This window comes from Clostridium beijerinckii, assembly GCA_003129525.1.
GTDB classification, from domain to species: Bacteria; Bacillota; Clostridia; order Clostridiales; family Clostridiaceae; genus Clostridium; species Clostridium beijerinckii_D.
On the sequence record CP029329.1, the window covers coordinates 275,001 to 287,982 of the forward strand.

General features: G+C 28.3%; 11 protein-coding genes. All 11 read right to left on the reverse strand.

What is annotated here, in order from left to right; translation table 11 throughout:
- Positions 1–398: 398 nt before the first annotated feature.
- On the reverse strand, positions 399–1,220 hold the full coding sequence (locus tag DIC82_01165) for a DUF4037 domain-containing protein (protein ID AWK49786.1): 822 nt from the start codon (positions 1,218–1,220) through the stop codon (positions 399–401).
- 252 nt (positions 1,221–1,472) lie between these two features.
- Entirely contained in the window at positions 1,473–2,393 is a 921-nt protein-coding gene (locus tag DIC82_01170) for an aldo/keto reductase (protein AWK49787.1), read from the reverse strand.
- A gap of 49 nt (positions 2,394–2,442) precedes the next feature.
- Positions 2,443–3,294, reverse strand: coding sequence for an RpiR family transcriptional regulator (locus DIC82_01175; GenBank protein ID AWK49788.1), 852 nt, complete (start codon positions 3,292–3,294; stop codon positions 2,443–2,445).
- Between the two features lie 72 nt (positions 3,295–3,366).
- On the reverse strand, positions 3,367–4,335 hold the full coding sequence (locus tag DIC82_01180; protein ID AWK49789.1) for an oxidoreductase: 969 nt from the start codon (positions 4,333–4,335) through the stop codon (positions 3,367–3,369).
- A 106-nt stretch (positions 4,336–4,441) separates the two neighbouring features.
- Entirely contained in the window at positions 4,442–5,122 is a 681-nt protein-coding gene (rpiA, locus tag DIC82_01185) for a ribose 5-phosphate isomerase A (GenBank protein ID AWK49790.1), read from the reverse strand.
- Between the two features lie 299 nt (positions 5,123–5,421).
- On the reverse strand, positions 5,422–5,955 hold the full coding sequence (locus DIC82_01190; GenBank protein ID AWK49791.1) for an ECF transporter S component: 534 nt from the start codon (positions 5,953–5,955) through the stop codon (positions 5,422–5,424).
- Between the two features lie 31 nt (positions 5,956–5,986).
- Entirely contained in the window at positions 5,987–7,132 is a 1,146-nt protein-coding gene (locus DIC82_01195) for an aminotransferase (protein ID AWK49792.1), read from the reverse strand.
- 292 nt (positions 7,133–7,424) lie between these two features.
- A complete protein-coding gene (locus tag DIC82_01200; GenBank protein ID AWK49793.1) occupies positions 7,425–8,297 on the reverse strand; it encodes a hypothetical protein in 873 nt (290 codons plus the stop codon).
- A 342-nt stretch (positions 8,298–8,639) separates the two neighbouring features.
- Positions 8,640–9,836, reverse strand: a complete 1,197-nt coding sequence (locus tag DIC82_01205) for a response regulator (protein ID AWK49794.1) — start codon at positions 9,834–9,836, stop codon at positions 8,640–8,642.
- Positions 9,837–10,236: 400 nt separating this feature from the next.
- Entirely contained in the window at positions 10,237–11,475 is a 1,239-nt protein-coding gene (locus DIC82_01210) for a hypothetical protein (protein ID AWK49795.1), read from the reverse strand.
- Positions 11,476–11,906: 431 nt separating this feature from the next.
- Entirely contained in the window at positions 11,907–12,809 is a 903-nt protein-coding gene (locus DIC82_01215; GenBank protein AWK49796.1) for a chemotaxis protein CheV, read from the reverse strand.
- Positions 12,810–12,982 lie beyond the last annotated feature (173 nt).

Consider the following 12,982-nt stretch of genomic DNA (forward strand, 5'->3'; position numbering starts at 1 on the left):
GCCTTTCATATTAGATATATTCTTTATCTTATTATTACACATTAATAACATTATTATTCATTATTTTTTCTTTAATTACAATTTATATTTGCTCTTTTGTCTATTTTCTAACATTGTATTCAATTTAATATCTGCATTAATCAAATTTTCTTCATATAACTTCTTTAATTTCAAAAGGTATATATATCATTGTGAATATGTTCGTAAATAATTGAAGCTAGAAGAATATTATCTGTAAATACGCCTAAAACTTCTTCTCTATAAGGGCCTCTATCTGCAACTAATGTCTTATACAATCCATCACAGTTTGAACTAAAGTGATTATATATTTCCATAGGAATGTGTTCTACTATACACTTCTTAAAATATTATTATTTCATACATACTTTTTCTCCTATTTAGTTAATATTAAAACCTTCACTATTTAACAGTATATCCAAGTTATTAAGCAAGCCATTAATTTCTAATAACATATCTACACTGTTGGTTGCAGTTAATGCTAAAATAGTTTGAATATTTTTATGCATATCTTTTGGAATTTTTAAATTATTATCTTTTATAATTTTAAGAAGTTTTTTCTCTCCCGGATGAGGTACTTCATTAATAGCAAATATAATATCAAAATAACTTGCAATAAATGCTGCAATTCTATGGTTGATACTAACAAAGTCATCTCTTTTCAATGCTTTCTCTATTTGATTATAATATGATGGCATCTGTTTCTTTAATAATGGATAATTCTTTTTTATTATATTTTCTTTTAACTTTTTAGGATAGCTTATCCTATATTTTTCTTGTAACTTATTTAATTCACCATTTTCATCATACATTACTATTGAATTTATAAAATTACTCCAAAAACATGTTGTATATCCTATGTCAGCTTGACATTCTATCAATGTTCTATTTAATGAACTCTGAATCCAATTTAACTCTCTATATATAATTTCAACTTCAATGTTACCTTCTGCTAAAATCCCATCATCCTCAGATTCCCAAAAAGCATTATCTAATTCAATATAATTACAAAACTTATCAGTGATTTCTTTCCTCTTTTCTAAGTCTATTACCTTAGATATATAAATATAAATATCATAATCTGAATTTTTATCATTAGTTTTTGTAGCATGTGATCCAGATAATAAAATTCCTTTTACTTCTTTTAATTTTGAAAATTCATAAACCAAATCAACTACGGTTTTGTTAATATTTGTATTCATATTTTCTCACTCCTATTATTTATATAATCGTACAACATATACTACTATGTAAATAGTAACTAATTATCCTATAATTGTAAATACGATTCAACGCTTGTGTCGCCATTTTAATACTAGGTTAAACAATTGAATTCTTTCAATATAGCCTTAATTTTTGAAACTTATTAACAATGCATATTAATAATAAAATAAGCTATCTTAAACATAGAATCAAATCTATTTTAAGATAGCTTATTATTTATTTGCTAAACTTTATGGTAGTTTATTACCCGCTGCCAAATATATCGCATACCATTCTTGTCTTGTTAACTCTATATTTGATGCCTTACATATTTCTTTAATACGATTAGAGTTCATTGTACCAACTATTGTTTGTATTTTTGCTGGATGTCTTAATATCCATGCGGTTGCTATAGCAGTATTGGTTACTCCTTTTTTCTCAGCAATTTCATTAATTTTATCATTTAGTTCAGGGAATTTGTCATTATCTAGAAATACCCCATCAAAGAATCCATATTGATAAGGAGACCACGCTTGAATTGTTATATCTTTAAGACGGCAATAATCTAGTATTCCTCCATCTCTATCAGTAGAAGCATCTACTTTCATATTTACATTGAATCCTGAATCTATCATTCCAGTGTGCATTATACTAAATTGCAATTGATTAATAATTATTTTATCATCTAAATATTTATTAAGAAGTTCAATTTGCATTGGATTTTGATTACTCACACCAAATTTTTTAACCTTACCAGCTTTGTATAGCACAGAAAAAGCTTCTGCAACCTCTTCTGGGTCCATAAGTGTATCTGGACGATGTAATAATAATGTATCTACATACTCTGTTTTTAATCTTTTTAAACTTCCATCTACTGAATTTAAAATATGTTCTTTTGAAAAATCAAACATTATCCCAGGAACTATACCACATTTTGTTTGAATAATCATCTTTTCTCTTATAGTTGCATTCATATTAATTGCATCCGAAAAAACTTCTTCTGATTTTCCGCCTCCATATATGTCCGCATGTTCGAAAAAATTAATTCCTTCATCTAATGAAGCTTTAATTATTTTTTCAGCCTCATTTTTCCCTGCATCCGCCATTCTCATACATCCAAGTCCAATTTCTGAAACTTCAATTCCACTATTCCCCAAATTTATATTTTTCATTTTTATCATCCTCTCATTTTTGTTTCATAAATATTTTAATATAATTATTTTAAATTTTATCATCTGCAATCGATTGTTCATGCTGACTAATCCAACAATATGCATCTTTTTTATCTCTTGTTAAAAGTAAATATAGAGTTTCTATAACAACCATCGAAGATACTCTTGAAAAGCTAAATTCATCTAAGAATAATTTTTCTCTTGTAGCTGTATTTATATGATACTTACTTTCATTGGCAACTGGAGAATTTTCATGATTTGTTATAGAAATTGTGATAGCCTGTCTTTCATTGGCGATCTCAAGTAAGGTAACAAGTTTTTTTGAAGATCCAGAATTAGATATTACTATGACTACATCCTCGTTTGTTAGGGTATATGCAAATGCAAGTTGAGTTTCCCATATGGTATTTGTAACAGATGATATTCCTAATTGATTGAATTTATATGCTCCATCCATTGCTACTGGAATTGTATTTCCCACCGCTGCAAATTGAACAATTCTTGCATTTTTAATTGCTTCTAATATCTTTCTAATATCTTCTTCATGCATCATTGATATAGTTTGTTTTAATTCCTCAATTTTATTTGCTAATATATTTTGTAGAGATTGTACTATATTATTAGAATCTAGCTCATTAGATACCTTCTCCTCCCTTGAATTTACCATTTCCTTAGCAATATTTATCTTTAAATCATGGAACCCTTTGAAATCACATTTCTTACAAAATCTAACTATGGTAGCTTCACTGACATTACTTTGAGTTGCCAGCTCAGAAACTGTCATATCTATAACTTTTTCTTTATTATTAATAACATAATCAGCTATTTTCTTTTCTGCCTCATACAAATTTTTATAGACACATAAAATTTTATCTAATACACTTTTCTCTATATCTTTCACCTATTAATTACTCCTTTAATAACAAACATTGCTTTACATACTCTTATGACAATCAATGTTCATTTGTAATAACTATTCAAAAGAATATTTTAATCCCCATTGATTTCTAACTTCATCCATTATACTCATTACATCAATAGATAACCCTAAAGTATCATTATCATTTTTCTTCATAATACAATTATTCATATCTTGAACCTCATAAATTAATGCTTTTGAAGTATCACCATCTTCTATAACTTCTACACGTCCATCAGGATAAGTAATTGTAGCTTTATCTGCCCTTGGGAAATTTTCAACAGTTATATATCCTAATTCTCCACATACAATCCCTCTCTTTGGTTGTTTTGCCCTCATTGTTAGAGAGACCACTGCCATTTCATCGTCAGGATTTTTAAGTATTATCCCTGATTGTTCATCCACTCCTGTTTCAAATTTTTTTACTGTTGTTAAAATTTCTTCTGGTTGACTAGAAAAGAAGTATCTTGTAAATGATAAAGCATATGTACCTATATCAAGTAATGCACCTCCTGCTAAATCAGGACTAAAGAATCTATTAGTAACATCATATTCTTTAAGACTTCCAAAATTCACTTGAATCATTTTAATCTTTCCAAGCTTTCCATCATCAACAAGACCACGTAACTTCTTATATAATGGCATATGATAAATGGTCATAGCTTCTGCTACTATTAAGTTTTTTTCTTTTGCTAAACTAACTATTTCACCTAATTGAGCACCATTTACAGTAATAGCTTTTTCACAAAGTACATGCTTATTGTTTCTAAGACTCTCCATTATATACTCATAATGATTAGAATGAGGAGTTGATATATATACTACATCAATTTCATCATCCTTTAACATTTCATTATAATTACCGTAAACCTTTTGAACATTATAATTACTTGAAAATTTTTCTGCTTTTTCAAGATTTCTTGCACCCACTGCATATATGTTTCCATTAACCTCAGTTATAGCTTTTGCAAAATCTTCCGCAATTGTTCCAGGTCCAAGTATTGCCCATTTTATTTTATTCATAGCTCTCACCTCATATATATTTTTAAATTTCTAATATTCCAAACTTAACTTTCATATTATATCTAACGCTTATAGCACTCTACGCGCTTTAGTTAATACGTATATTTTAGCTTTTAGAAATTACTCTAATTCCTTTTTCGCTAGCAACAATTGCTTTCGTAATAACATCAGTAAACAATGATGTCTCTATAACTCCACAAATATTTATCAAACTGTTGTTAAGCTTATATATATCCTTAACATCGTTAAAAGCTACATTCATTAACAAGTTTCCATTGTCACTTATAGTAAACCCATCTTTTATATCGCTAATCCTAATCACTGACTTTCCACCTAATTCTAGTACTTTTCTTTCAACATACTTTAAAGAATCCTCTAAAATTTCAAGGACAACAGGAGCTTTAAATGTTAATGTCTTCTCTACTTTAGCTTCATCTACAAGAAGAATGTATTCTTCAGCCATATTAGCAATTAGTTTTTCTTTAGTATGAATTCCACCACCACTTTTTAATGCGTTTAAATTTTCATCAACTTGATCGCATCCATCAAAAGCCACATTCACTTTATCCACAGCGCAAGTGTGAAGAACTTCTAATCCGTTTTCTATACAAAGCAATCTTGTTTTTGTGGAAGGTGTAACTACCTTAACATTAAGATTTTTATCTTCTTTTATATGTTCTATTAAATATGCTATACTTCTACCTCCACCAAGACCTATTACCATGCCATCTTTTATGTATTTTATAGCTTCTTTAGCGCAACTTTTCTTTAAATCGTTATCATTCATTTTTAAACACCTCATTATATGTTTTTACATAATAAAATAATTATTCTTCCCTTATAGAAATCATCTAAAAATAACTATCCAAAGATACCTGATTAATTTATTTAAATTAATACAATTAACATATTACATTTTTATAATAATCCGATTTATTTATTTCGTCAATACTATTTTATGTGAAATAAAATTTCGTGAAAATTTTAATACTATTCACTATTATTTTACTTATAATAAAAAAATTAAAGGATGTTTAAAGTAGTCCTTATTAATCTACTTTAAAACATCCTTTTTCATTATTCATTCTAAATATATTTAACATATTTTTTAAGAACTTTAGCCATAGGTATCCCGATTATTAATGCCATAACAATTTGTGTTATATCTCCAGGAATTGATGCTATTGGTGAAAACCAGTTTCCATATAGAATCACTTCTGTAAGATAATAGCCAGCTATCATCCATATACCTGATATGATCACAGCAAAAATATTAATAATATTATTATCTCCATTCTTATTGTTGCTATATGAAATAGCTCCTAAAATATATCCCATAACACCTCTTATTACAAAAGTAAATGGTGCCCAAAGTGCCCATCCTGATGATAAATCAAATATTGCCATTCCTACAGCGCCTGCTATAGCACCCTTTTCTTTCCCAAAAACTACAGATGCTATAACTAACATTGCAGTTCCCAAATGAACTAATCCACCACTTGCAGCTATTGGTAATCTAATATTAATAAATGCAGTTGCTACAAATACTAGTGCTGTTAGTAATGCTGTTTCCACCATATCCTTTGTTTTAAATTTACTCCTTGCTTTGTTAAATTCCATAACTTTGCCCCACCTTTTAAGTTTTTTATATTTAATTTTCTAAATATTTATTAAACAATCCAACTAATTCATTATTACTTTTAAATCCTAAATCTTTTAGTCCTTTATCTATTGTATTTAATGCATAAACTATTTTTTCTATTCTAGAATTTTCTCCCATGTGCCCTATTCTAAGAATAGTATCTTCATACGGTTCCAATGAAGTTATTATTAAAGTGTTATATTTGCTTAACATATGATTCTTAAGATTTAATGCTCCTATATTCTCTGGTATCTTAACTGCAGTTATCGTGTTAGAATATCCATCTTCTAAAAATAACTGGAGTCCAAATTCTACTATAGACTTTCTTGTCGCTCTTGCTATTTTTTCATGTCTACTAAGTACATTCTCAATTCCTTCTTCTAAGATATTGTCGCAAGCCTTACTTAATCCCATAATATCACTTATTGGCATTGTGTATGGAAACCACTTGTCTCTGTAGTAATTTTCCCAAATATTAAGATTGCAATAGAATCCCATTACTGGTGTTTTTCTGTTTTTCATTGTAGCTTTTGCTCTTTCACTAATACTAACCATAGTTAACCCTGCTGGAGCTGAAAATGCTTTTTGAGATCCACCTAAGGCTATGTCAACTTTCCAATCATCAACTCTTATCTCCTCTCCACCCATTCCAGAAACAGAATCAACAACAGTTAAAATTCCATACTCATTTAGTATTGGACATATTTTTGATAAATCATTTAATACCCCTGTTGGTGTATCGCAATGAACAATTGTCGCATACTTAAAGTCATGATCCTTTTCTAAAAATTCACTTAATTTCTTTACATCTATAGCTTTGCTGTAATCATCTGAAAAATATACCCCTTCTCCTCCATAGATTAGAGCAAAGTCTTTAAAACCTCTCCCATAAATCCCATTATCTAAAACAAGCACTCTATCTCCAGGTTCAGTAAGAGATGCACACGCTGCTTCAAGTCCTAAAATCCCTTCTCCACTTAATATATAAACAGGATTTTTAGTATTTATTATTTTCCCAATTTTTTCACAAGTATTTTTATAGAATTCTACAAATTCTATATCAACATCTGGATTAGTAGCTGCTTTTGCTCTTTCTAATCTTACATTTTCCCTTACACTCGTTGGTCCTGGAGTATAAACAAATTTATCGTTCATCGTACATTTCCCGTCCTTCCTTTATTAGTTCTTATATGATTTTAAAAATATAATTTCCAACCATCTAGTATAAATAAAATATCATACAAAACAAAAACAGTAAATTGTATGGATACAATTTACTGCTATTGTTATTATTGATTTTTAGAAGGGACATTAAATGCATTTCATTTTTCTCTCCACTTCCATGATCTACAATAAGGATTTTGCAATCACGTTTCTCTTTTAATTCACTTACAAGAAAAATAAGTTCTTCAAATCAATTGAAAAGCTAGTTTTTTATTTGTGTATATTATTTTTTTCTTTTTAAAATATGTGACTTTAATTCTTCTACATATTTATCTTTATCTTTTACTTTTAAAGTTGGAAAAGCTCTTAAAAGACGATTATGTACTATATTTCTTTTAGTTTTTAAAGAATCATACTTATCGTTTAATATAATAAACTTTTCTCTATAATTTTCTTTATTTATTTGAATAGATTGCTTTAATTTTTCTTTTACTTCATTTATGAACTCAACGGGTTTACTATTTTCCAAATATTCCATGACTTCTTCTTTTGTTTCGTATAATCTACTTAACTGTGTATAAGATACGAATTCATCCATTATATCTGACATATTGTTTAGTTTGACTTTTAAGTTCATTGCATAATAACTAGTTGTTCCATAATCCACTAAATAAGTTACTACAGCTATAGTTGCAAGGTTTTTTCCTGTTGATATTGAATAAAGAGAAACAATAAAATTAACGAAAGGTTGCATAACTTGAAATAAAGCTACTGTTAACAGTCCCCAAATAATGGAATTAAACAAACAAATTCTACCCTTAATATTAAAACGATAATTACTATAATCCCACCAAGTGGTTTTAAATATAACTTCCATTAACCATCCTGTAAAATATTCTAAAATAGAAGGAACTATAATTCCCATAATGAACAATATTAAAATACTATTTTCAAATGGTTTTAATATAAAATAAACAGATAATGCCCCAACTCCATAAATAGTACAAACAGGACCATTCACAAATCCTCTATTTACAAATTTTCTATCCAATATAGATACATAACAAGTTTCCATAACCCAACCTAAAAAGCTATATATAAAAAACCAATGAATAATATGATACAAATCAATTCCTAATAATTTTAATTCCCACAAAAACTTAATTCCTCCCTTTATCAGTTATTTTTCTAATATAACATTTTATAAAAATGTTATATTTATATTAATTAACTTTAATATAACTCTACTCTATATTATTTAATCTCTAGTATATATAATATATCATATTATATAATTCAAAAAAATAATTCCAATACAATCGATTTAAATAACAAAAAAGATCCAAATATTATGCATTTATAACATCATATTTAAATCTTCCCCTCTTAATAAAACATATGTTTTATTAAGAATTTATATTTCATCTAATTGATAAAATACGAATTGCTCAGTAACTATTGCTTGTCCCAGAAATCTCAACATTTTTTTTGAATTGTATTATATATTAACTAATCCACTTAATTCTAGAGTTTCCTTAAGCCTCTTTTCAAACTTTTCCTTATCTATTTTTAACTCTTCAAAAACCTTTTCATCAAATCCTATATAATAACTTTCCCCAAGTATATCCCAAGCATATTTTTCCGCAATATGTGCCGCACATACAATTTGTTTATTAATAATATTTTTATTAAAAGGATTATGGCGATAAAGTGATGCCTCAACAATCGGTAAAGGAATATCCCACCATTGTAGAAGGTATCCACCTATTTCTTGGTGGTTTGTTCCAAAGGTTTTATTTTCAAGATCAATTATATCGATATGCCGAATTCCAGCTTCATCTAACAGCTCCATATATTTATCATGAAAAGAATGTATCATAAAAATAACCCCCACATTGCCCAATAATCCAGCATTCATCTCAGCTTCTGGAATCTTCTTATTCAAAAATTGATTATAGACTATACTTATAATTCTATTAGAAATAAATGCATGTTCCCACAACTTCTCTAATCTTTCATTATCCTTAAAATTAAAAGTTAAGCTATCAATAAATGCTGATGCAATTACTATGTTTTTTATATTATCTAATCCAAGATACGCTACTGCTCTTTTGATTGAGCCTGTTTTTATTGCATAATATGATGAATTCACAATGTGAAGTAGTTTTACAACAATAGAATTATCACATTCTATTGCATCAACTATTTTATATATTTCTTCGTCATTTTCCATGACAGCGATAATTTTCTCGTAAGACATCTTAATAGTAGGTAATTCTTCTGCATTATTTATAAGCTTAAGAATATTCTTATTATCCTTAAGTACATTTTCTATTTGAAAGACTTTCTCTATAGTCTCAACAATAACATTATTCTCCCATGGCTTTAAAATATTTAGTTTTGCTATATTTTTTTGCAATGCATCAAACACAATTCTTTCTTCAGCTAACCCACTTAAAATTATTCGAACTATATGTGGAAATCTCTTTTTCACTTGACTAAGTAATTCATAACCATTCATTTCAGGCATTTTCATGTCACTGACAATTACATCTACTTTCTTGTTTTCAAGAATATCTAATGCTTCTATTCCACTATTTGCTGTAATTACATCATATTCCGTATCCATAAAAAGCTTTATAATAGATCTTAATGTTTGTAATTCATCATCAACGAAAAGAATTGTTTTTAACATAAAATTCATCTCCTTATGTATGGTATTTAATATCTAGTGCCTTATTTTTCTTATACTGTGTATTTCTACATTCAATGTTATAATCCTTTATTAAATCATCATACTTATATATGAATTCATTTATATTTATGTACTGTCAAAATGTTTATCTGATGTCTAGCCACTGTGACACTCGCACTTCTTTAAGTGGGAGATAACAGTGGCACGACCCTAGACATTGTACCCCCTGAGGGTATAAGTTCAACTAAGATTCAGTTGGGGATCAAACCCTACCTGAATCAAGTTTCACTTGATAAAAATAAGCCTGCAGACCCTCATTTATGATGATTTGCAGACTTATTAATTGTACATAACTTTTAGTTCTATTCAGTAATAGTTTTGCTACCGCTTTCTAATCTAGCTAATTATAGCAAATAATATAATCTCCTGAATTAATATTATCATATACTGCCTTGGCCACATAGTACGGTGCATTTACACATCCATGCGAACCATCTGTCTTATAAATTTCTCCACCAAACTCTGATCTCCAACTAGCATCATGAAGTCCAATTCCCCTATTGAATGGCATCCAAAAGCTTACTGGAGCAGCGTAATCCTGACCTTTTAATACAGTATCTTTCTGTTTATAATATAATTTATAAATCCCTGGCGGTGTTGAATGCCCGGCACTTACATTGCCTGTAACAACATCTCCCTCTACAACAAGATAGCCATCTTTATAATACCATATGTGTTGTTTAGTCATGTCAATTTCCACATACGTATTTCCAACGTTTCTAAAATAGCTAGATGCTGATGTTTGAGCATATAGTGGGTTCTTTGTTATAGTTTGTCCATTTTTTATATTCTCAATTAATGCTTTCGTTTCTTCTGAGCTATCAATTATCCAACTATGATTATTACCATCATAACCACCACTAACTTTTATGTTGGTTCCCAATGATGTATTATAAGCACTTGCCAAAGTATCTACATAATTTCTTACCTTTGCCTCATCAATTATAACTTGAAAATTCTCATCAACGCCAATCCAATCCTTTATTATAGAACCATCTAGAACTCGTGTAAGCCCTGCAAAATTATAAGTTATGTTTGAAGATATATATTTATTTAGAGCCTCATTAGCATAAACAACTATTGGAGAATTTGTAACAAACTTAGGATTTTCATAACAATTTATTGATTCCAAATTTATTATTGTCTCTCCTTTAAGGATTGCCTTTACTACATTATCATACAAAACATCTTTGCTGACTCTATTTCCATAAATTTCCTTGTTGATTGTATATCGATTATCTTCATATTCAACTTTAGCATTTTGAGATTCAATTATCTTACTATTGTCAAAACAAGATAGCTTACTTATGCTTTCTTTTAATAACTTGTCATCATAAGTTATAACTTTGGGCTTTCCTAAGCTATATTTTAACCCAATATCAAGCCCATTAATTTGCTCTTTAAGTCCTCCTCTTTCTTGTAATGTCAATGTATATGTCTCAGGCGTTATTTCTTTCTCAGTTTTAGCTGAAACACTCATAGTATTAATAAAAAAAACAGCAGACATAACAAGTGCGGTAAAAGTCGAAATAATAATACCTCTCATAATTTTATTCGACCTATTTTTTTCTCCTTTCATTAGACCCCCCCTAATTAAAGTTAATAGTATTTAATTCTTATTAAATACTATTAAGAAATTATTTTATACCCATTCCTCTATGACTCAAATATTAGTTATTATATATTCCCCCTTGTATAATCCATATGTTTAAATGGAAAATCATTTCAATTATATAAAACCATGACTTCCATTTTGCGCCTTTATATTATACAATATTTACCAGTTAAAAATCAATTGCTATTTCTGTTTATCTTAAACCTTATTATAATTTTTTATGGTGTCTAGCTCTTCTAAGATCCCCTTTTCTTGAAAATGCTATTGCTTAAAATTACATATGATGGAATCTAATATTAATGTTACCATGTCGTGTTTTATATTATAAATTTGACTAAAAGGGCATAGAATTTCTTACTATACCCTTGATATATTCTTTTATTATTAGCTTTGTTCTATATATTTAATAGCTTGTCTATAGTATCAACTAGTTCGTTTATTTCAGGCTTACTTAATTGAGCATCAGCTTTTACAGATTCTCCCTTATGTCTTAACTCTTCTGTAATTAGTGATGAAAATATTACTACAGGTAATTTGTTTAAAACTAAATCTTCTTTTATTTTTCTTGTAAGTGTAAGTCCATCCATTTGAGGCATTTCTATATCCGTAATAAGTATTTGTGCATACTTATTAAAATCCTCGCCTTTTTCTTCTGCTAATCCCTTAAAAAAATCTAATGCCTGTTTACCATCATCAAAGATTCTTAAATCTTTGAAACCAGCCTTTGTCAGAGTATCTTTTAAAAGTCTTCTAATTAAAGCAGAATCATCAGCTAAAACTAATTTTATAGCTGACCTATCTTTATATTCTACTTTTACAAGTCTGTCCTCACTTATTCCAGAACTAGGGCAAATATCTGTAACTATTTTTTCAAAATCAAGCATAATTAGTACCTTACCATCTAAAAGTATATTACCAACAGCTAGTGAATTTTCTGATAAATCGTCAGGTTTTCTTATTTCACTCCATTTAATTCGATGAACTCCTACTACATCATCAATATTAAAAGAAACCTTAATTTTATTAAATTCACAGATTATAATTTTATCTTCAACATTTCTAGTTATTTTCTTAGTTATAATGTATTTCAAATCAACTAAAGTAATGATTTCATCTCTACACAGTATAAGTCCGGCTATTTCTGGCTTAGGATCAGGTAATTTTGTCAACCCATTTTTAGGCATTTGAATTACTTCTTTAACTTTTACTACATTAATTGCATAATGATTACCATCGACAATAAACTCAATTACTTCTACTTCTCCAGTTCCTGATTCCAATAATATATTATTATTCATACTATCTACCCCTTACTTAAACTTTATTTTTCAGTTAAAACAACTAGCTATTCTATAATTAAAATTAACTCTCTATTTACATTATCGATAACATTCTTTATCCCTTTATTATTATATATTATATAATTTGTTTATATTTAATCGGTGTTAAAGTTCTTGGTTGTGCTTAGCGC

Coding starts and splice junctions, on each gene's coding strand:
- DIC82_01170 (AWK49787.1), bottom strand. CDS start 2,393: ATGAAAAATATAAATTTGGGGAATAGTGGAATTGAAGTTTCAGAAATT.
- DIC82_01190 (AWK49791.1), bottom strand. CDS start 5,955: ATGGAATTTAACAAAGCAAGGAGTAAATTTAAAACAAAGGATATGGTG.
- rpiA (AWK49790.1), bottom strand. CDS start 5,122: ATGAATGATAACGATTTAAAGAAAAGTTGCGCTAAAGAAGCTATAAAA.
- DIC82_01165 (AWK49786.1), bottom strand. CDS start 1,220: ATGAATACAAATATTAACAAAACCGTAGTTGATTTGGTTTATGAATTT.
- DIC82_01215 (AWK49796.1), bottom strand. CDS start 12,809: ATGAATAATAATATATTATTGGAATCAGGAACTGGAGAAGTAGAAGTA.
- DIC82_01210 (AWK49795.1), bottom strand. CDS start 11,475: ATGAAAGGAGAAAAAAATAGGTCGAATAAAATTATGAGAGGTATTATT.
- DIC82_01205 (AWK49794.1), bottom strand. CDS start 9,836: ATGTTAAAAACAATTCTTTTCGTTGATGATGAATTACAAACATTAAGA.
- DIC82_01195 (AWK49792.1), bottom strand. CDS start 7,132: ATGAACGATAAATTTGTTTATACTCCAGGACCAACGAGTGTAAGGGAA.
- DIC82_01180 (AWK49789.1), bottom strand. CDS start 4,335: ATGAATAAAATAAAATGGGCAATACTTGGACCTGGAACAATTGCGGAA.